The sequence below is a fragment of the Pseudoalteromonas amylolytica genome (genome assembly GCF_001854605.1).
Taxonomy (GTDB): Bacteria; Pseudomonadota; Gammaproteobacteria; order Enterobacterales; family Alteromonadaceae; genus Pseudoalteromonas; species Pseudoalteromonas amylolytica.
On sequence record NZ_MKJU01000025.1, the window covers coordinates 62880 to 82214 of the forward strand.

The 19335-nt window shown below is 41.4% G+C and carries 19 protein-coding genes, 1 other RNA gene and 1 pseudogene; 11 read left to right on the forward strand and 10 right to left on the reverse strand.

Annotation, left to right across the window (positions count from 1 at the left end; all coding sequences use genetic code 11):
* Together tilS and BET10_RS06685 are read left to right on the forward strand one after the other, a co-directional pair.
* The gene (gene tilS / locus BET10_RS06680) at nucleotides 1-1317 is read left to right on the forward strand and encodes a tRNA lysidine(34) synthetase TilS (RefSeq protein ID WP_070984270.1); all 1317 of its coding nucleotides are present in this window, start codon (nucleotides 1-3) and stop codon (nucleotides 1315-1317) included.
* Entirely contained in the window at nucleotides 1310-1663 is a 354-nt protein-coding gene (locus tag BET10_RS06685) for a hypothetical protein (protein ID WP_070984273.1), read from the forward strand. Before tilS ends, BET10_RS06685 begins: the two co-directional genes overlap by 8 nt.
* A 45-nt stretch (nucleotides 1664-1708) precedes the next feature.
* On the opposite strand, the gene BET10_RS06690 is transcribed toward BET10_RS06685, so the two are convergent.
* On the reverse strand, nucleotides 1709-2605 hold the full coding sequence (locus BET10_RS06690) for a GGDEF domain-containing protein (RefSeq protein WP_070984275.1): 897 nt from the start codon (nucleotides 2603-2605) through the stop codon (nucleotides 1709-1711).
* Between the two features lie 146 nt (nucleotides 2606-2751).
* On the opposite strand from BET10_RS06690, the gene BET10_RS06695 reads away from it, so the two are divergent.
* Entirely contained in the window at nucleotides 2752-4719 is a 1968-nt protein-coding gene (locus BET10_RS06695) for a monovalent cation:proton antiporter family protein (RefSeq protein WP_070984277.1), read from the forward strand.
* On the opposite strand, the gene BET10_RS06700 is transcribed toward BET10_RS06695, so the two are convergent.
* Entirely contained in the window at nucleotides 4716-5876 is a 1161-nt protein-coding gene (locus tag BET10_RS06700; RefSeq protein ID WP_070985567.1) for a patatin-like phospholipase family protein, read from the reverse strand. The two genes, BET10_RS06695 and BET10_RS06700, sit on opposite strands and share 4 nt — an antisense overlap.
* A gap of 157 nt (nucleotides 5877-6033) precedes the next feature.
* Between BET10_RS06700 and BET10_RS06705 the strand changes: the two genes are divergently transcribed.
* From BET10_RS06705 to BET10_RS21455, 5 genes and pseudogenes are all read left to right on the forward strand, one after another.
* The gene (locus BET10_RS06705) at nucleotides 6034-6930 is read left to right on the forward strand and encodes a DUF3014 domain-containing protein (protein WP_070984279.1); all 897 of its coding nucleotides are present in this window, start codon (nucleotides 6034-6036) and stop codon (nucleotides 6928-6930) included.
* Between the two features lie 125 nt (nucleotides 6931-7055).
* An RNA gene (ffs, locus tag BET10_RS06710) (signal recognition particle sRNA small type) lies at nucleotides 7056-7152 on the forward strand.
* 128 nt (nucleotides 7153-7280) lie between these two features.
* A pseudogene (gene gmtX, locus BET10_RS06715) lies at nucleotides 7281-7757 on the forward strand (gamma-mobile-trio protein GmtX); the annotation flags it as partial.
* Nucleotides 7758-7906: 149 nt separating this feature from the next.
* On the forward strand, nucleotides 7907-8788 hold the full coding sequence (locus tag BET10_RS06720) for an SDH family Clp fold serine proteinase (RefSeq protein WP_070984281.1): 882 nt from the start codon (nucleotides 7907-7909) through the stop codon (nucleotides 8786-8788).
* Nucleotides 8789-8841: 53 nt separating this feature from the next.
* Nucleotides 8842-9000, forward strand: coding sequence for a hypothetical protein (locus BET10_RS21455; protein WP_170829120.1), 159 nt, complete (start codon nucleotides 8842-8844; stop codon nucleotides 8998-9000).
* Here the strand turns inward: BET10_RS21455 and BET10_RS06725 are convergent.
* Nucleotides 8989-9534 (reverse strand): recombinase family protein, encoded by a 546-nt coding sequence (locus BET10_RS06725; protein ID WP_070984283.1) that lies wholly within the window; start codon nucleotides 9532-9534, stop codon nucleotides 8989-8991. The two genes, BET10_RS21455 and BET10_RS06725, sit on opposite strands and share 12 nt — an antisense overlap.
* Nucleotides 9535-9693: 159 nt before the next feature.
* Between BET10_RS06725 and BET10_RS06730 the strand changes: the two genes are divergently transcribed.
* On the forward strand, nucleotides 9694-10407 hold the full coding sequence (locus tag BET10_RS06730; protein WP_070984285.1) for a hypothetical protein: 714 nt from the start codon (nucleotides 9694-9696) through the stop codon (nucleotides 10405-10407).
* A gap of 297 nt (nucleotides 10408-10704) precedes the next feature.
* On the forward strand, nucleotides 10705-11823 hold the full coding sequence (locus BET10_RS06735) for an SEC-C domain-containing protein (RefSeq protein ID WP_070984287.1): 1119 nt from the start codon (nucleotides 10705-10707) through the stop codon (nucleotides 11821-11823).
* 488 nt (nucleotides 11824-12311) lie between these two features.
* Here the strand turns inward: BET10_RS06735 and BET10_RS06740 are convergent, their stop codons facing one another.
* The 7 genes from BET10_RS06740 to BET10_RS06765 all read right to left on the reverse strand — a co-directional run bounded on the left by BET10_RS06740 (nucleotide 12312) and on the right by BET10_RS06765 (nucleotide 17900).
* Nucleotides 12312-13391, reverse strand: a complete 1080-nt coding sequence (locus BET10_RS06740; RefSeq protein WP_070984289.1) for an alpha/beta fold hydrolase — start codon at nucleotides 13389-13391, stop codon at nucleotides 12312-12314.
* Between the two features lies 1 nt (nucleotide 13392).
* Nucleotides 13393-14313, reverse strand: a complete 921-nt coding sequence (locus tag BET10_RS06745; RefSeq protein ID WP_070984291.1) for a lysophospholipid acyltransferase family protein — start codon at nucleotides 14311-14313, stop codon at nucleotides 13393-13395.
* Nucleotides 14310-14975 carry a hypothetical protein gene (locus BET10_RS06750; RefSeq protein WP_070984293.1) on the reverse strand — a complete coding sequence of 222 codons (666 nt, stop codon included), beginning with the start codon at nucleotides 14973-14975 and terminating at the stop codon, nucleotides 14310-14312. Before BET10_RS06750 ends, BET10_RS06745 begins: the two co-directional genes overlap by 4 nt.
* The gene (locus BET10_RS06755; protein ID WP_070984295.1) at nucleotides 14976-16166 is read right to left on the reverse strand and encodes a hypothetical protein; all 1191 of its coding nucleotides are present in this window, start codon (nucleotides 16164-16166) and stop codon (nucleotides 14976-14978) included.
* Nucleotides 16167-16266: 100 nt separating this feature from the next.
* Nucleotides 16267-16392 carry a hypothetical protein gene (locus BET10_RS21970; RefSeq protein ID WP_275423235.1) on the reverse strand — a complete coding sequence of 42 codons (126 nt, stop codon included), beginning with the start codon at nucleotides 16390-16392 and terminating at the stop codon, nucleotides 16267-16269.
* A 410-nt stretch (nucleotides 16393-16802) separates the two neighbouring features.
* Entirely contained in the window at nucleotides 16803-17390 is a 588-nt protein-coding gene (locus tag BET10_RS06760) for a hypothetical protein (protein ID WP_070984297.1), read from the reverse strand.
* An 84-nt stretch (nucleotides 17391-17474) separates the two neighbouring features.
* Nucleotides 17475-17900: a MerC domain-containing protein gene (locus tag BET10_RS06765; protein WP_070984298.1), complete on the reverse strand. Its 426-nt coding sequence runs from the start codon at nucleotides 17898-17900 to the stop codon at nucleotides 17475-17477.
* A 337-nt stretch (nucleotides 17901-18237) separates the two neighbouring features.
* Between BET10_RS06765 and BET10_RS06770 the strand changes: the two genes are divergently transcribed.
* A complete protein-coding gene (locus BET10_RS06770; RefSeq protein WP_070984300.1) occupies nucleotides 18238-19080 on the forward strand; it encodes a class I SAM-dependent methyltransferase in 843 nt (280 codons plus the stop codon).
* The last annotated feature ends 255 nt before the right edge of the window (nucleotides 19081-19335 follow it).

Sequence of the window (19335 nt, forward strand, 5' to 3'; positions counted from 1 at the left end):
ATGAAAGATACCACGCTATACAAACAGTTTTTATCAGCAGTTGATGCGTTAAACCCAAATCGCAGGCCTATGAGTGTAGCCTTGTCGGGAGGCGTTGATTCTGTAGTGCTACTGCATCTGTGCCATATGTTACGCACAGAGCAACCTGAGTGTATGGTAGAGGCTATTTATATCGATCATGGCCTGTCGGCTGACTCACCTATGTGGCAGCAGTTTTGCCAACGTCTTTGTCAGTCTTTACATATTGAATTTAAAGCCACCTCAGTGTTGGTCGAGCAAAAGGCACGCCATAGCTTAGAATCCCAAGCGCGCGAGGCACGCTACGCTGCGCTTGATAAACTTGCAGCTACAGGTGGCGTGTTAGTTTTAGGGCAACATGCTGATGATCAACTAGAAACATTCTTTCTAAGGTTGAAGCGTGGTTCAGGGCTAACCGGTTTGGCGGCAATGCGACCGAGCATTTTACTTGAGTCAGGGCGTCAGTGTATCAGGCCTTTACTCAACGTAAGTCGCCAAGATATTGAAGCATTTGCAAAAACTTTTGCCATTTCTCACATTGAAGATCACTCCAATCGAGACGATCGGTTCGACCGTAACTTTTTGCGCAATCAGGTTTTACCGTTGCTTAAGTCACGCTTCAAGGGGTTTGTTAATAGCGCCTTGCGCAGTATTGAATTACTACAGCAACAGCAGTTGTTGATTGAAGAGATCACTGTGCAAGATTTACAACTGTGTCAAACCGCAGAGCGCACATTAGATTTGGTTGCGTTGGCAAAGCTTAGCCAAGCTCGGCAGGCCAATGTGGTGCGAGCTTGGCTACAAAGCCACAACCTGAAAATGCCTGCTAAGGTGGTGTTGTCACAGCTGTTGCATCAGGCTTTTACCAGCAAACAAGATGCGCAATTGAGTATTTCTTTGGGACATGCTGAAATTAAACGATATCGACAGCATTTGTATGTCGTCACGCCACAAATAATACCAACATCACAGATCATTACCCATTCGCGTTGCGTAAAAATAGATGATAGCAACATAATTACGCCTCACCTTGGTCGGGGAGTCCGCTTACCAAAGGGTGATGAGCAAGTGTCGGTACAGTTTGGCCGCATGAATGAGAGAATCAGACCGTTGAATAAGCCTGGTCGCAACACAGTAAGACATTGGCTAAAAGAAGCGGGCGTGCCGAGCTGGCAACGTGACCATGTTCCGCTTATTTTTTATAACGAACAGTTAGTACAAGTTGTTGGGTTTTATTTGGAACATACGCTGTTCGATGCGCAGCAAGGTATACAATGGGAAGTAACAAAAAGTGAATAATCAAGAAATCGGAAAATCGTTGGCTAGCAAAGCACCTTGGGCGTTGCTGTTCAATATCGCTTTGTTTGCGCTGTTAGGTGTGGTTGATGGTGCACCACTGTTGTCTAACCTTTTGTTTTCATTGCTGTTTGGCGCTATAAGCACTACCTTTCTGCTGCTGTACTGGCATGAAAAAGGTGGAAGCTTTTTTATTTTCGCACTGTTGATGCCATTAATGCTGATCATAGTCAGTGAGTTGAGTAACTTTGTGGCGCTGGCTTGGGTAATAAATGGCTACTTTTTTGGGTTCGCCTTAGCGCTGATCATTTATCGGGTAGTGTTTCTAAGAGATGCCGTCGAGCATTAAAAATTGCAGGCTCCACTTAGGGAGGCAGAGCCTGCCAAAGAATTACTAGCTATTTCTTGCGCAGTTACGACCATCTGCTTTGGCTTTGTACAAGCCTTTGTCTGTACGGGCAAAAATACTCGTCTCACAGTCTTTTATGTTAGACAGTGTGTAGCCGATACTGGTTGTGACAGCAAACTTAGACAGCAAATGGCACTGGCGTACTGCATGCATAACGCGCTCAGCAATGACCTTATTGGTGGTAAATTGCGGGTCGTCAATGATGATAGCAAACTCATCGCCACCAAAACGATATACCGTGTCTGTGGTACGCACCGATTGCTTTAAGATATCTGCAAATTTAATCAATACTTCATCACCTGCGCTGTGGCCGTGACGGTCATTAACTTGCTTGAAATTGTCTAAATCTAGCAACATCAAACTGAAATTATTTTGTAGGCGGCGGCCACGCTCGATACGCTGCGCTAAGTTGTCGCTAAATTGACTGCGATTATAAAGGCCTGTTAACGAATCTTTAGTGGCAAGCTTTAGTACTCTGTTATACGTCAAAGCATTACGCATTGGATAAAGCAATGTACTGTGCAAACGGCATAACTTTTCCTTTATCGCATCGCTTAGCTGATACTGACAGAAGTAAACAAGCTGGCCTAGATGCTCTTCGTTGAGCTCAAGATCAAACTTGTATGGCGTATGCTGATTGTCACTGTTGTACATTTGCGCTACACCCAACGATGAGTGAAATTGTAGACCTGAGAGTTTGATAATGCGCTGTACGTGTTCAGCAAACACGGTTAATAACTCGTCGATATGAAGCGTTGTTTGCAACTCTTCTATCAGTTTATAGATGGGATCTGCCTCACGGTTGATATATTGCTCGGTGTTGAACGGCAAATAATCGCCGCGTGTTGACACGCGTTGAGCCAAAATATGGACATTTTCCATTCAATATTCCCCTAATATACTACTATTGTCTTACTTTAAGCGAAAATTGTGCCAACAATTTAAACTGGCTGAAAAACAGTTGCTTGCTATATTTAATTGACAAACACTTTCTCTATTTTCCAGATTTTTGACGCCTTGGAGGCCATTTGCAGAACATTTTTGCCGAGGTTTTTGCCCTTTTGCTTGCCGCTGTGGTTTTGGTGTGGCTATTTAAGCGTGTTGGCTTGCCGGCCATTTTGGCGTATCTAGTTACAGGTGTGCTAGCTGGCAGTCACGGCATTGGCTGGATGAGCATCAGTTATGAAATGCACTTTATAGCAGAGCTTGGCATTGTGTTTTTGTTGTTTAGTCTTGGCTTGGAGTTTTCTGTCCCAAAGCTTATGGCAATGCGCAATCTGGTGTTTGGCCTTGGCAGTTTGCAGGTGCTAATAACCACCATAGTGGGCATGTTTGTTGTTAAAGCACTTAATTATGATTGGCTCAGTGCGTTTGTGATAGCCAGTTTAATGGCGCTGTCGTCAACCGCTGTGGTTGTTAAAATACTCAAAGAAAGCGGCAAACTCAACTTACGTCGGGGGCAGTTGGCGATTGGTATGTTGTTGTTTCAGGATATTGCCGTTGTGCCCTTATTGATTGCTTTTCCGCTGATTGCTCAATCAAACAATCAAGTACTCATCGGGGCTTTGACTTTTGCTTTGGCAAAAGGCGCATTTGTATGTTTATTACTTTGGGCTATTGGTAAATGGTGCTTACCCAAAATATTTAATGAAGTAGCCTCGGTACGTACCGATGAGCTGTTTGTGCTGACCACCTTGGTAGTGGCCTTGTGTGCGGGAGGGCTGACTTATTTGTTTGGTCTATCAATGGCACTGGGCGCTTTTTTGGCGGGGATGATGCTTGGTGAGAGCCAATATAGGCATCAGCTTGAAGCCGAGATCAGGCCATTTCGAGATATTTTAATGGGGCTGTTTTTTGTCACGGTAGGGATGCAACTCAATGTGCCTTATGTGGCGGATAAAATTGCCTACATCATTTTGGCTTTAGGCGCATTGCTACTACTTAAGGTATTGATCATCGCGTTACTTGCACAGCTCATGGGGGAGCGGAAGAAAGATGCGGTGGCCGCGGGGATTTTACTGTGGCAAATGGGGGAGTTTGGCTTTGTGCTTGTGGCGCTGGCAAGCAAACACAATCTACTGGATTTAAACAGCGCATCCTTTTTGGTGGCACTTGGGGTGCTATCTATGGCGATTACTCCCTACATGATTGATAGAACCTCTGTCATATTGCGAACGCTTAATATCAATGGTGAGCGATATAAAAACGACTATAACCATAATATTAATACCGAGAGCTTGAGCGACCATGTGGTGATTTTAGGCTATGGGCGAGTGGGGCAAACGATTGCGCGGTTTTTAAAGCCTGAAGCGATTCCCTACGTGGCAATTGAGCGCAACCCAATGTTGGTCCAAGAAGCCCAAACCGCAGGGGAGCCGGTGATGTTTGGTTATTCAGGGTCGCAAGCACTATTAAAGTCAGCCAATGTCGATAAGGCGCGATTGGTGATCATCACTTGCTCGGACTTTAACCAAAGCCAAGAGGTGATCGACGCGATAAAGCGTGTCGCGCCTGAGGTTAAAATATTGGCGCGCTCCACCGATGATAGCTATTTGGATTCACTCAAAGCTTTGGGCGTAACCGAGGTGGTGCCTGAAGCCTTGGAGGCAAGCTTAATGCTGGTATCGCATGTGTTACATATGTCGGGTGTGCCGATGCGCCGCATTTTTAAGCGAGTGAGTAAAGAGCGCCACAATCGCTACGAATATTTACATGGCTTTTTTGCCGGAGATGAACAAGACCCGCTAGAGGCAAATGTAGACAGGCTAGAATACCTTCATGCGTTAGCACTGCCGGAGTCGGCATTTGCAGTCGATAAGACCATTGAGCAGCTAAATCTAGACAAACAAAAAGTGGCCATTACTGCGCTTCGTAGAAATGGCGAAGAGCTGTCGTCACCAGTACAAAGTATGATGTTGCAAGCCAACGATGTATTAGTGCTCAAGGGTAAGCCAAGACGAGTGGAGCGCGCCGAACAATATCTGTTGAACGGTTAGCGCCATTTGTTACTATCAAGCTCTAAAAACGCGCGCATTTCATCTAATCTTGCCATTCCATCTTGATAGCCAATTTCTATCAAGTGTTGGGTATAACTTTTCTCAAACAACAGGTAGCTGGTTAAACTTGAGCTGGAGTGGCGTTTAACACCAATGGTACGTAGCAGCACTTTAATGGCCAGCGGCATATCATCGTAGTATTGCTCGGCAATATCTCTAAAGTTAACGGTTGGGTTGACCACTAAAGTATCAATCACTTTTAGCTCTTTGTGTTTGTCGCGAGATGGGAGCAGGCCAATGGTGCGATTAACGCGTTGTAATCGCTCCAAGTCAGATTGCAGCGTGTCGCTAAATACACTGTCGAGCAAGTGACCTGCAATTGCTGACATCCCCGGAAAATGAGGCTCATATCCTAAAGGCGCGCGTATTTTGGGTTGCTCCACACCAATCACAAATATTTTCTCTGCGCCTAAATGAATAGAAGGGCTCAGCGGTGACAATTGGTGAATGGAGCCATCACCGTAGTAGTGATGCTTAACCCGAACGCTTGGAAAAACCATAGGAATAGCGCTGGAGGCCATCAATACATCTAACGAAATGCGACCAGGCACACCTTCACGTTTTGCTCTTTGCCAAGTTTCGGCATCTTTGGCTTGGTAATAGGCCACAGAACGGCCAGTCGAGTAGCTCGATACCGTGATAGAAATAGCATCAATAAACTGTTTATGTATATTTCGCTCAATACGACTGAGATCTAATACCTCACTTAACAAACTACGCAGCGGTGAATTATCAAGTAAGCTTGCTGGTGGATGGTTAAGGTGACTTGATTGAAAACTACGCATGGCATTGGCAATCAAATAGCCAAATGCCCCGAGAAAGTCACTGCGATACACCATGTGTGAGTGGAAACTCTTCCATACCCATTCAATTTTGCGCACAGCTAAGTGCATACAAGAGGCATAGCAAGCAAGCGCCGCTGAATTTATAGCGCCTGCGGAGGTGCCATTGATGATTTGAAACGGCAGTGGTGCAGTGCGTGGCATGCTCAGCGCTAATGCTTTGAGCACACCTACCTGATAGGCGGCTCGAGCGCCACCACCGGTAAGCAATAAGGCGACCTTTGGACGATTAGCTTTGCGTTGTTTTAAATTCATATATCCTCGAAAAATAATGAACTTTTGACTATATTGCTCATCAGTAGATAATAGTCTTGCTATCATCGCAGTATAAGTGCTTTCACTTTTACTTTATGTTTTAATTTTTAAATATTCAAAAGAATATTGTTTTTCAAGCTAATTTTATGGAGCGGTTATGTCAGAGCCCAGTTCGGAGCGTACTCACAAAAAGGGTCCGTCACGCAGTCAATTGTTGCTGGCAGCCAGCGTATTGGTTGCATTAGTGGTGGTAGTGGTTTTTGTATTATCAAAACAAAATGAGCACAAGCAAGAAAATACCAAGTTCTCTCAAGATGTAGTCGAGCAGCAACAACCCTCGCAACAGCTAAATACCGCACAGTCACAACAACAAGATGCTGAACCAGAAAGTGCTCCTGAGCCCGTTGAACAACCCCCACAAGTTCAGCGTGATGAAGCGCCATTGGAGGTAGATACAGCAACGCCTGAGGCTCCAGAGCTGCCAGCGCTGGATAACAGCGACGAAGTAGTAAAACAAAGTGTAGCGCAGCTGATGAGTGAAAAGGCGTTAGCACTGTTGGTGAGTGACGATATGGTACGCCGTGGCGTGGTATTTGTAGACAACCTTGCCAAAGGTAAAATCGCTGAAAAACACATGCCCGTGAAAAAACCACAAGAACCGTTTATGGCCCTTGAGGGCGACATAGTGGTGACTGACCCAAATAGTTTTGAACGCTATACACCGTATGTTGATCTTTTATCGAGCATGAGCACGGCGCAAATTGTACGCTTATTTGACAGGTTTAAGCCGCTTATCTCACAAGCCTATGAAGAAATTGGCTATGATGGAGAAGATTTTAACCTGACGCTAGATAAAGCCATTACCGAGCTTTTAAACACACCAATTCCAAAGAGTAACATTCCGCTTATCAAAGACTCGGTAACGTATCGTTATGCTTACCCAGAGTGGGAGCAACTATCTGAGGCGCAAAAGCAGTTTTTACGCATGGGCCCAGAGAACATGAAAAAAGTAAAACAGCGCCTAGAAGCCCTACAAAAGTCGCTCAATAAGTAGCAATCCCAACAGCCAACTGCTGGATGTTTAAGCAGTTGGCTTATTTAACCCAGTTTTCCCTTGAAACTACACCCGAAACTAGAGATAATCCCTCCCGCGCCAAACAAGGCCCTCAATGGTAGTCTTATTGGTCCTCTCGCAACAATAGCAGGTGAATCTGGTCAGGCCCGGAAGGGAGCAGCCACAGCTTGTGACTTGTGTGCCGGGATGTGGCTGGTAAGACTACCACCCAAATTTTTATTTTCCACCGTTAAAATCTATATTCATCCCTTTTATTTCAAATAGTTATAATACATTCTTAGCTCGATTGATTTTTCTTGCTCATTAACTAAACGTACACGGCTAATCAAGGCGGTCCATCAACACAAACCATCCGTAATCGCACAGGCAAGCACTTTCAGCAATTAATTGAGGCTTGGGCTGCCTATGCAGGCACAACGTGTAAAAAGCCGCTCTCAGTGCGCCAAAAACAGCTATTGAACAGCAACGACCAACATATTCTCGATGCCATCGACGACCCAGTGATTAGAGCCGTAGTAGGGTCATTGATTGCCGAGCGTAACAAATACCGCGACCAACTCAATACGCTAAAAGCCAACTCAGACCTGTTTATAGACAGAACCAAAGGCGATAAAACCAACACCACACTTGAAAACAAACAATTGGTACCGCTGGAAATTGAAGCAATAAAAGCAGCAATTTCTGATGCGTTTTTCAATAAACAAGGCTGGGAAGTTATGCCCACAGGGCAAGTCAAAGACGCTGATGGGAATGAGATCTATAGGCGTGGATATGTGAATGGGTTGAAGAAGGTCGTGGGATTTTGAAGAACAGCCTCGTAATAAACTAAATTAATGGTGCTTGATAGCAATGATTTTAATGACTGCTATCATTGAATGTGATTGTTGACATATAAGCAAAGGTCAGTTTGTCGACGTTGCGTGAATCATAGTCGATATTACTTAAGGGATCATATATGGCTGTTTTAAATGAAACTATTGAACTAGCGTTAGCTCACTACTCTAAAGAAACAGCTGCGCAATTTGAAGCAGATGTGTTTTCTTTCATTGGAGGCATACGCCCCGAGTACCTGTCAATATTTAGAGCACATATGGAGAACTTAGCTGGTCAACCTGCTAAGGCAGACAACTTAGCGTTTTTTATTCATACACCTGGTGGAGTCGCAGAAGTTGTAGAAAAAATGGTTGATATAATTCGTCAGCATTATCAAGAAGTGTGGTTTGTGGTACCTGATATGGCGATGTCAGCGGGTACGATACTCTGTATGTCAGGGGACAAAATATACATGGATTATTCGTCTGCACTTGGGCCTATAGATCCTCAGATACCAAATGGGGATGGCCAATTGGTCCCTGCACTTGGGTATTTAGATCATGTGGATAGAATGATCGAGAAGTCCGCAGCTGGAACATTAACAGACGCGGAGTTTGCGATATTACAAAATCAAGATTTGGCGACCTTAAGAAGATACGAACAAGCTAGAGACTTATCAATCTCTTTGCTCAAAGATTGGTTAGTAAAATACAAGTTTAAGGATTGGAATGAGCACTCAAGTTCAGGTGACAAGGTTACAGATGATGAAAAAAGTCAAAGAGCGGAGGAAATAGCTCACGCACTGAGTAACCATAATAAATGGCATTCCCATGGACGTATGATAGGTATTAAAACGCTGACGAATGACTTACGATTGAGAATAGAAGATTATACTGATAATGATGAGCTAAAGAGTGTGATCAGGAAGTACAGTGACTTAATGTTGGACTGTGTTCAGAGTCGAAGATTAGACCACTTGTTTCACACTGGAAAATATGTAGCGTCTAATAAAAGTGGCACGTAATATGGCTAGGATATTGCTTGTAATAAACAGAATATGATTAGGAGTAGATAATTATGGTTACCACTACAGAAAACTTGAAAAATATTTTAGATGAAACCATCGTAAAGGATAAAGCAAAGTTAGAACACCAACAAAAATACTACCAAAGACTGAAAAATAAAGGCGTTGCTCAAAAGCAAACTTATAACTTAAAGCCAAACTCATCTTTTTAATACTTTATAAACCGTATTTCTAGAGATATTTAACTCTCTAGCGATTGCTGTAATAGGTTGATTTTTCTTGTTTAAGCGGTGGATATCAAGTTTTACATTTTCGGAAATAGGCTTGCGGCCTTTGTATTTACCCGCTTTCTTAGCGGCTGCAATGCCCTCGAGCTGTCGCTCTTTTCTGATATTAAGTTCAAACTCGGCGAACACGGCAAGCATATCTAAAAAGGCTTTGCCTGAAGCTGAATCGGTTGAGATGGGTTGTTCTAGCGCTTGCAGCTGAATATCGTTGAATTTTAGGTGGTTTACTAAGGTTTGTAAGTCGAGTACGGAACGAGCGATACGGTCGACTCGAGTCACGATTAACGTGTCACCAGCACGAAGGTAGCTAAGTAGGGCTTGAAACCCATTGCGTTTGGTATTCGACGCTGAAGCCATATCGGTAAACACCTTGTCACAACCAATTTCCTCAAGTTTGGCTACTTGTAAATCTAAAGACTGATCTGTGGTGGAAACTCGCGCATATCCAATCTTACTCATGGCAATTGTTCATTTAGCATCTAGACTAAATGAACATAGTGCGTACTAACGCCTTAAACCACCCTAAATGAACACTTTTAGCCTGTTTTGGTGATGTTCAATTAGGGTATACGCTATTTGAATTTATGCTTTGCCGTCGTTTTAGGAAACGCCATCACAATGGACTTGCAAAACCCCGACCTGATTTTAGTAAAACGCCTATCGGAGCATTCATGCTCCTACTTTGCGGTTGAAAGCATTGCGGGGAGTGATGTGGTGTTGACGGATATTGAAAGCGGTGGGCGGTTTAATTTTGCGAAGCCAAAGCTTGAACAACTGGTGTCAAACGGCCAGCTCAGAACCATCGCGCGGCGTGAGTTACCAACCAAGTTAACCTTTAAGCCTCTCAGTAACGTTAAAAAGCCTAAAGCTGAAACTACGGAAGATGTTGCGTCCAAAAAAGAAATGGAGCGACGTTATAAGTACGTGCAAGGCGCAATTGAGCAAAGCGTTCCAGCCTATACCGAGAAGTGGTTAACCCCGTATATTACCCATAAGGCGGCGGAGATAAAAGACAGCAGCCCACCGTCATGGCGAACGCTAGCCTATTGGAACAAAACCTTTGTGGAAAGCGGCTGGGATAAACACGGACTGATGCCAAAGCATAAAGCCAAAGGCAACCGAACCAAGCAACTACCTCAAGAAGTACATGACCTCATTGATGACGTGATCAATGAATACCTGCGCACGCATACGGTGGTGAGGTATCAAAAGGTTTATGACCAGTTTCTTGAGCAACTTGATAGGCTTAACTCTGAAAGGCGTGAGGCTAATTTAGTTGAGCTCAAGCCATGTAGTTATAGGTGGATAGTGAACAGGCTTCAAAATAGATAGAAATGACGTGAAAGAGCGAAAAGCAGATCTTCTTATATATTTTCGGCTGTCCATTTACAAGTTTCTCGTATAGTCAGGAAAATGAGCAATTGGGGTGTTTTGATCCTTAAGCAATTTTAGCTTTAAATCCAGAAAGCCAATTGTAGCAATAAGTTATCCGATATGCTAAAAATCTTGTTAGTAGAAAATCGAGGCGGTTTAAGGCAGAAAAACGATCGAATTGCTCGCTATTAAATTGTTATGAATTTAGTGCAATCATCGCAGTTTTTGCATCATAAAATAAAGAAGTAGGAACACATGAAAATAGGACGAAATGAGAAGTGTTGGTGTAATTCAGGGAAAAAGTTTAAACATTGTCATTATGGTCGTGAAACTGAGCAGCCTGTCAGTAAAGGCGAAGCTATTGGACATACAAAGAAAAACTCTTCAAGAAAGCTATGCTATGTTTCAGCTGATTTAAAACATGAGTGCAGTAATAAAATTATTAATGCTCATACCATCTCAAAGAGCGGTAGCTTAAAAGAAATTGCAGATGAAAGTAATCATGTCTTAGGTTTGAAAATTAGTTTACCAAATATAATAAAAAATAAAGGGAAATTAATTCCAGAGAAAATTGGAATTAATCAGGCTTCAACTTTTAAAGGATTCTGCTCTACTCATGATAAGGCTCTTTTCGCTTGTATTGAGGATAGAGAGTTTGTTGGCGATGAAGAGCAATGTTTAGCCTTAATGTATCGTTCAGTTGCAAAAGAACTTTATGCTAAAGAGGGTATGCTTAATACTTCTGAATTCCTTAAAGGTGCTGACAAAGGTCGCTCGACACTCGAGCAAATGTTTATGCAGCAGTTTGCGGCAGATCAGCAATTAGGTATCAATGCGGCTATTAAAGAGCTTTCGGAACTCAAAAGTAAGCTTGACAAGCAACTTTTAGGCAAATGTTCAGGAAATTTGACTCACTTAATTATTAAATCATCCAAACCTGTGCCAGTAGCTGTTTCATCAATTGTCTCACCAATAAGTGATTTTGCAGGCAATTTAATCCAGGATTTAGGAGACCTAAGTGTTGATGCCCAACAACTCGTTTTTAATGCGTTCTCTAGTGACGGTAAAGGATATGTAGTTTTTAGTTGGGCAAAAGAATCACAGAAAGTATTAGATTTTATAAATTCCCTTTTAGCTATAGATAAGAATAAAATGTTCAGCGCACTAATTAGGTTTTTTTTCGGTGTTGCAGAAAATACTTTCACTTCCCCTTTGTGGTGGGGTACTTTAACCAATGAGCAGAAAGGTAAAATAGAAAAACTTATCATGTCAGGTGTAAACCCAATGGAGTTTGAACCTAAAGACTTATTGGTTGAAGATGGAATTGAGTTCTCGGGTTGGGAAATTGCTAGTATTGAGACAATAAATTTCTAACAAGCAATTCAACGGGGATAAAAAACTTACGGGCTATTCGCTTCGCTCAATTTTTGCCCACAGTTTTTTACCTGTTAATCGAGCGTTGAAGATCCGCTTCAGGCACAAAGCACGTCAAAATGCTTAATACAGTTGCACCGTTATGTAAGTATTCTCCCTTTTTTGATACTAATTTTTTACTACCATATATTATTGTTTTAAGTGTGTATTTTATATTTAGTACACTTGTCACTATAAATTTACTTAGTTATTAATAGCACTTAAAACTATACTAAAACACACTAATTCCTTTATAAATCCTATTAAAAACTCATTCTCAGTTCATTAGATCAATAGCACTTCTTATACTAATCTACTAAAACTCTTCAGCACTAATTGGTTTAGTTACCGTGTTAGTCAAAGTTCTTGCGCAAGTTAAAACAGATAATTCAGGGGAGTTTGGTTTTTACACCCCCTAAAGTTTAGCTTTTGCATTAGCCTTCTTTGCTCTAACGCAGCGCTCTTTTAGTCATGCCTGATGTTTTTATTTTTGTTACATGATTGAAAAATGCCTCTATCGTTGGACTAAATTGGGTGTGATCTAAACTGTCTCCGTGATCTGCGCCTTGTAGTAAAACTAGTTTCTTGTATGAGGCGTGGGTCGCGGATTGGTATATGGTTTTCATCAATTGAGGTGGCGTCACTTGGTCATCTGAACCGGATATAAATAAAATGGGGCAAGTAAGATTCTCGATGGAGCGGGTGTTACTTATTGCTTTTAATGCAGGGCTTGCTTGTACATTAACCATTAACTTGGCATAAGTTGGCACGTTGGCATCTATCCAGCTTTGTATATCAGGGGCGGTTGAGTCGAGTATTAAAGAATCAACCGGATGTGATGCCGCAACCTCTGATGCCACAAAGCCGCCTAATGAAAAGCCGTATACATTAAGTGTAGTATTTTGTGTACTTGGATGGCCTGCAACGAAAAGGTAAAATTCGTTAGCTGCTTTTTTGAGTGACTCAACGGTTAAAGGGCCATTATTGTTACCCATTCCTGGGTACTCTATAACAAACAGGTTTCTCTTCGGTGAGAGCAATTTTATAAGTTCATTGAGATCAGGCGCTAGATGAAAGCCATTGCCTGGAAATATGAGTAACGATTCATTTGCTGAGTGAGTCAACAGTGATGCAACTTGAACATTTGACTCTTGAAGCGAGGTGATATTTAGCTGGTGTGAAGTTAGTTGGCTTTGCAATTTCATCAAATCAAATTTAGATATCTCGTTGAATCGTTCGCTTTGTTGTGTTTTGTATTTTTCTGTTACGCTCCAGAGGTCATCTTCGCTGTGCACCAAACCTTGTTCTACCAGTTTTTTCAGCGTTGCCGTGAGCTGAGACTGGGAGTAGGATGCACTGTTGGCGAGCTTGGCAATAGAGCTACGCTCGTGCGTCACAAGGTGATACAAAACTTCTTGTTGCTTGTCTCGCAGGAAGTTATCTTCGGTAATGTGAATGGTTGAACATGAACAAACGAGCGCGCACAAAAGAGCAATAAGGACATTATTTAATACGTTACTTTTGGCCATTTTATAGTTCCTTGGATAGATTTAAACTGGTTATGAGTGAGTCCATTAATTGTTCAACTTCTTTTGAGGCCTCAAGCTTTTTGGTCGTTAATCGACTAGATAAATCGGGCAGATAAACCCAATGTTCTGGCGATTTTTTCAGCTTTTCTTCTAACGAACTCATAGAGTGACATGTTTGAACGTAAAGGTCATGCTCAGGGTTTTCAGAGGCTTTTAATTTGAACGGTTTTTCAATATCAATAACAACGCGTCCAAAAGTCGAATTTTTTACATAGGCATGCACAATTAATGCTGATGATTTTCTGGCTAAATAAGCGGTGCCAGTCATTGCGCAAGAGAGATGTGAAAAGAATGGCACGTATATGGTTTGGCCGTTTATCTCAAAAACGTCAGGCATCATGGTCAAAGCTTGGTTTTGCTTGAGTGCTCTAAGGGCTTTAATAACCCCTCGGTTGTTATTGAAAATAGGCGCAAAGTTATAACCAAGTGCCCCGATAATAGCTTTGTACGACTTTGTAGAGCTATTTTTTTCGGGTGGATCATAGAATGCGTGTACATTTTTAAGGCCATTTAGTTCCTTGCAAATTTTCATGCAGCCAATTGCAAAAGGGCCGTAATGTGGAGTAACAAATATGATTGGACCCGAGTGCGCTTTGCAGGCTTTCCAGTATTCTTCATTACTAAAGCTAACTTGCCGATCAAGGTACTGTTCAAGGTCATATGAACCTTTTAAGATTGAACGATACAGGGCCTGAGTTGTGCGCTTTGACAGGAAGTACTGAAAAACTTTTGCAATGGACTTTTTGCGAGAAAAACCGATAAATTTACAGTTATCAAATACGCTGTTAGACACGGTTCGATTTTTAAATATATCGTATAGTGAGGTAATATAAAGCTGAGACTGCTTTATAAAAGTGATCATTTGCTTTCTCCTTCTAGCAGCTCAAACATTCTTCTTTTTTGATTTTCAGCTTTAAGTAGTATCGCTGAATAACGGTTTCTATTCGCCTTTTCTTGAGCGTTTATATAATGTTGTAGTGTTAGAAGACGATGAATCTCAACCTGTAATGTAAACAGAAATGAGAGTTGCCTTAAAGCGTTGTGGTCACCGACTGCACTTAACAGAGACAGGTATTCCTGCATAACTGTTTGCAACGGCATGTTGGCCGTTGGTGCAATGAAAAAGTGGACTGTATTAGGGGTGTAGAAAGGAATAACCAAATCAGCCTGCTTATTAGTCAATAGCAGCTCAATAAAGGCTGGAATAATAAACCTTTGCTCTTTGTAAACCATTGTTCTGCATGACGAGACCGTGTGCGGTAGCAACTCGGGTGTGACCACAATAATTTTAGGAGAAGTATCTTGAGCGTTAAGTTGTTTAATTACTTCAGTGGTTGAGCAAGTGGTGATATTATGAGCTGCATATTCTTGTAAATGTGTGTTTTTTAGTATCAATATTTGCTCTTTGCGATTAGAAAGCAGCGTTACAAATGAAGTGGTAAAAACTTTAGTAGGAATGAACACTAACTTTATATGTGACTGACATGCATCAAGCTTGGTTTCTAGTGACTTTAAGCTAATCATCTATTTATCTCCGTCTTTATTCTCTGGGCAAATGAAAAAACAGCTATACATTTTGAAGCAGTAGAAAAGTAGCCCACATAAAATAAGCATGGGAAATAACAAAGAACCAATAAACGAAAGTAATATCTCAAGTTTGGTTAATATACTCTCACTGAGTGAAAACTCTTTAACGAAAGCAATGTAGCTTGTAGGAATAGATACTTGATAAGCGCTAACTAGCTGACCTAGCAAGTAGATCATAAAACAAGTGAAAAGCAGCATGCAAATGGAGTAGGTTATTATTAAAAAGCTAGTGTCTGGCTTTTTTAAGTTCTTTTTAAATGTGATTGTTGAATAGTATTGAATCGTTTGTTTTACTTTTTTATGTAAGTTAACAGTGCCACTTAGATCGCTCATAAACCAATAGCCATCAAACTTAAAAAATGGATTTATTGTATGTAGCATGGTAATCGAAATTAAGTGAGATAACGTTATTAAAGTAGCAGAAGGGGAGGATAATATTAATATGTCTATTATTATAAGGTATAGAGATTGAAAGTATAATCCAGATATATCAACAATTGCTCTGTGTTTTTTGTTTAGCTTCCATGCGTTGGTCACGTCAGTATAAAAAGCAGGAAATATAAGGTACAGCCCAAAACCGATGCCGCCGGGTTTTTGCCCGAACTTTGCACATGATGAGGCGTGGCCTAATTCATGAATAACAAAACTCAATATAAAAAGTGGAATAAATATGAGCCATGCATACCAAGATGTTAGGCTATACTCTAATTGTGGTGTGGAGTAGAGAACCATTGGGTGTAGTAAGCAGAACACTGTCAGTATTAATATGGCTAATCGCTTATTGACCAGTCCTTTTAGTAAGTCAGTGATCTTTTGCAGGCTGTTTTGAGAAATTAACTCAACGCTAATAATAAAGGGCGGTCTAGGCTTGTCTATAGGTTGGTTTTCAAAAAAGCAATTAGGTAGGTTTTTCTCTAGTTTTTCTTTTAAGTTTTCACCGTCTCTGTTTTCGTTTGTTTTTTCATTGTTAAGTTGATAACTTTTAGCCCTATTAATTAAGCCAATAACCTCCTCAGAGACCAAGTAGTTTTTTGAGTCGATAGAAACTAAATACCGATTCTTTTCTTTGACTTTGTCGAATAAGGATATTTCTATATCTTCCCTTATTTTGGGTATCGAACAATCCATGTTTTAATACTCCTGACATATTTGAAAAATGTATCCATTGTTGGTTTACCTTGATAGGTGGAGAAAGCAGCGGTGCTTCCTCCTCCACCTGTATTGCTACTTAGTTGGGCTCCCAACCACATCGGCAGTACCAACCATTAGGCTCAACCGTACCATCTGTTGGTACAACACTTTCCATCTCAAAGCGAGCTTCCAGCTCTTCAACTTCATACATTTCATTTTGCATATTAATTTCCTTCTTAATATAAATAAATTAGTAAAAGCTCAAATTGAAAATGAGACAATGAACTTACCTACAGTAAGGTTGCGGGAAAGGAAAAGTCCATTTTTAAAGGCTCATATCCGTTTGAGCCATTTAACCTTAGAATATGATTTATGATGTGGCAAAGGTAAACTTAATATTATTTTATTGTTTTTTATAGGTGGTTAATAATTATGTTTTTTTAGTTGTTGTGTTTTTTTTATTTGGGTGGTGAGATGCTGTTTGAGATATTATTATTTATATTTAGGTGTTTATTATTTTATTCATTTTATCTTATTTATGGCTGTCATAATGTAGGCGCATATCTACACGTAGCATCACATACTCAATTCAAACTTGGGTGTGGCTGTTCATCTATTCAAAAGCTTGCAAGTTTACAAAGGTAAGGTTTCACCAGTGGGGTAGTGACTAAGTTTGCCTGCTGAGTGTGTCTCTTGGGTTTGCAAAGTATGCCACTCAGTTGACAGTTTAATAATGACTTGTCTGCTGCGCGAAAAAATGACTAATTCAGAATGAGTCTGTGTTGGGGAATGAGTTGGGTCATCAATCAAGTTTGTATAAAGCTTAACGCTTGCACCTTTAGTATTCGAGTTAAACTCGATAGATCTAAGCTTTTGATCGTGGCCATAGGATATATGAGTAGGTTTTAGGGAAAAATGCTCATCGCCTGTTTTGCGACTTTTTATACTCAGATAGAGTGTTTCGTTACCAGTGTAGGTAACGCGTCGGCTTAAATCTCCAAATGTACCCTGCAAGCCGTTGTGATATTTAATATCTACCTTTTTGTCGAATTCGGCTTGCTCGATAATCGCTTGTAACATGTTTTTTTGCACATTATCTAGATTAAAGCGCGCTAAGCTTGACTGCTGAGTAGAGAGTCCATCTGAGTGCGCTGGTTTTATTTGCTGAGCATTGATATTAAGTGTCGTGCAAAAAAGTAGTGGGAATAACATGAATCTCATATAAGCCATATCCTTGTAGCTTGGATTATTTAGTATCTTAACTTGCGAAGGTACTTTATAGCAAAATCAAATACTTTATAGCTATTACTCACTCACTTTCTGTGTATCAGGGCATGGGCAATCATGGCTTTTACTTGCGTGACATAGTCGGTAATTACGCAAGTGCGCTGTTGCGACTAATATTGAACCTAGTAAGGTTAGCACCTTCTCGCCTACCTCACCTAAATGGATGTTATTTGAAAAAAGTGCTGCCACTAGCATCATTAAGCCCATACCGCCGATGAGTAATAGCCGGTAATCTTGATGCTGTTTACACCCAAGTGTGAGCGCAAATAGACTACTTGGCAGCACGGCTACTATCATCCAAATATGAAACGCCTCGTTGCCAAGGGGGAGTGCCGTTAGGCTGGGCAACAAGGATAAAAGTATGGGCAGTAGCAAGCAGTGAATGCTGCACATGACGGATAAACCAACTGCAAATTTGTCTGTTACGCGCTGGGCAGTTCTCATTCTACTTTTCCTTTTTGATGGGTTAGTCGCTTAGTGAGCTCACGGCAAATAACACCGAACTGTTATAGTATAACATATCTTTAATGGGTAAATATAGAATCTTGAACTGAACTTACTCTAAGTGTCGTACCCTCTCTTTTGCTTCGCGTACTTTCTCGGTTCAGGTCGGTAAGTGATTAAAGACGCGCTAAAAAACTAGTTTAGGTAGATGCTGAAGTGCTGTAGAGTCAATCGTGGGTATTCGTACGGGCTTTAAATATAAACACAAAAACTAACCAAGTACGAGTGAGAGTACCTGACAAAAACATCCTCAAGCTCCAATAAAAAGGAAGTACAAATGAAACATACCAAATTGCTCGCAGGCATAACATCTGTGTTAATTTCAATTGGTACCACCAATGTATTTGCGCAATCAAGTGATAAAGATGCAATCTGGCAAGCTGTGAATAACAATCCTCACCGCACTGAGCAAGAGGCTAAACGCGATGTGTATCGCAACCCTGAACAAGTGCTACGCTTTTTTGGTATAGATGAAGCCTCTGCGGTAGGTGAGGTTGCCCCAGGCGGAGGTTGGTATACTCATATACTTGCGCCTTTGTTAAAAGAAAAAGGCCGTTATGTGGGCTTGCAACATAACCCTGCCTTTTATGGAAAGTGGCCAGATTGGGCCAAAAAGCTTGCTGCCTACCCAGATACAATCAAAAGCGCTCCTGATTTATACGGCAGTAATGCGATTGGCACATGGTTGCCAGCCTCTGAGGGGTTGCCTGTGAAAGAGGGGTCATTAGACGTTGTCTTTATTGCTCGCACTATGCACAACTGGCAAAACCAAGGGCGACTAGAAGATGGGTTGAAACAATCCAGACTAATACTCAAAGGCGGTGGGGTATTGGCTATTATTCAACACCGAGAGGATGAAAACTTTGCAGGCGACAGAGATGCGTCATCTAAACGTGGCCGCTGGAAGCAGTCGGACTTAATTAATGTGGTTGAGTCTTATGGTTTTAAGCTTGCAGCAAGCTCAGAAGTTAACGCTAACCCTAAAGATACCAAAAACTATGAGAAGGGTGTTTGGACGTTGCCGCCAAGTCTTGCGCTTAAAGAAAAAGACAAAGAGGTATACACACAAATTGGAGAGTCTGACCGTATGACCCTTAAGTTTGTGAAAGTTGCGCTATGACCTTGAGTTACCACTCATAATTGGCGGGTATGTAGAGCTGGCAAGCGTCAGGCCGCCACTGCACTTTCCAATGATTACAAAAGCAAGCGAAAAGGAGGCATGTATTGCCTCCTTTTCATTTTACTGAGCTATTTCTATTCAATCCGCTAACCTTGCGTACTTCCACAGCAGCGGCTCAATCAAAGTCTTAAAAAGTCGTATAACTTACAGAAAAATTTCATAAAAAAAGCAACTTAGCGCAATCAAACTGACACC

What these genes read in the sequence shown, in the direction of transcription:
- tilS (WP_070984270.1), top strand. Translation starts at nt 1, where the DNA reads ATGAAAGATACCACGCTATACAAACAGTTTTTATCAGCAGTTGATGCG.
- BET10_RS06690 (WP_070984275.1), bottom strand. Translation starts at nt 2,605, where the DNA reads ATGGAAAATGTCCATATTTTGGCTCAACGCGTGTCAACACGCGGCGAT.
- BET10_RS06700 (WP_070985567.1), bottom strand. Translation starts at nt 5,876, where the DNA reads ATGAATTTAAAACAACGCAAAGCTAATCGTCCAAAGGTCGCCTTATTG.
- BET10_RS06705 (WP_070984279.1), top strand. Translation starts at nt 6,034, where the DNA reads ATGTCAGAGCCCAGTTCGGAGCGTACTCACAAAAAGGGTCCGTCACGC.
- BET10_RS06720 (WP_070984281.1), top strand. Translation starts at nt 7,907, where the DNA reads ATGGCTGTTTTAAATGAAACTATTGAACTAGCGTTAGCTCACTACTCT.
- BET10_RS21455 (WP_170829120.1), top strand. Translation starts at nt 8,842, where the DNA reads ATGGTTACCACTACAGAAAACTTGAAAAATATTTTAGATGAAACCATC.
- BET10_RS06725 (WP_070984283.1), bottom strand. Translation starts at nt 9,534, where the DNA reads ATGAGTAAGATTGGATATGCGCGAGTTTCCACCACAGATCAGTCTTTA.
- BET10_RS06730 (WP_070984285.1), top strand. Translation starts at nt 9,694, where the DNA reads ATGGACTTGCAAAACCCCGACCTGATTTTAGTAAAACGCCTATCGGAG.
- BET10_RS06735 (WP_070984287.1), top strand. Translation starts at nt 10,705, where the DNA reads ATGAAAATAGGACGAAATGAGAAGTGTTGGTGTAATTCAGGGAAAAAG.
- BET10_RS06740 (WP_070984289.1), bottom strand. Translation starts at nt 13,391, where the DNA reads ATGGCCAAAAGTAACGTATTAAATAATGTCCTTATTGCTCTTTTGTGC.
- BET10_RS06745 (WP_070984291.1), bottom strand. Translation starts at nt 14,313, where the DNA reads ATGATCACTTTTATAAAGCAGTCTCAGCTTTATATTACCTCACTATAC.
- BET10_RS06750 (WP_070984293.1), bottom strand. Translation starts at nt 14,975, where the DNA reads ATGATTAGCTTAAAGTCACTAGAAACCAAGCTTGATGCATGTCAGTCA.
- BET10_RS06755 (WP_070984295.1), bottom strand. Translation starts at nt 16,166, where the DNA reads ATGGATTGTTCGATACCCAAAATAAGGGAAGATATAGAAATATCCTTA.
- BET10_RS21970 (WP_275423235.1), bottom strand. Translation starts at nt 16,392, where the DNA reads ATGCAAAATGAAATGTATGAAGTTGAAGAGCTGGAAGCTCGCTTTGAG.
- BET10_RS06760 (WP_070984297.1), bottom strand. Translation starts at nt 17,390, where the DNA reads ATGAGATTCATGTTATTCCCACTACTTTTTTGCACGACACTTAATATC.
- BET10_RS06765 (WP_070984298.1), bottom strand. Translation starts at nt 17,900, where the DNA reads ATGAGAACTGCCCAGCGCGTAACAGACAAATTTGCAGTTGGTTTATCC.
- BET10_RS06770 (WP_070984300.1), top strand. Translation starts at nt 18,238, where the DNA reads ATGAAACATACCAAATTGCTCGCAGGCATAACATCTGTGTTAATTTCA.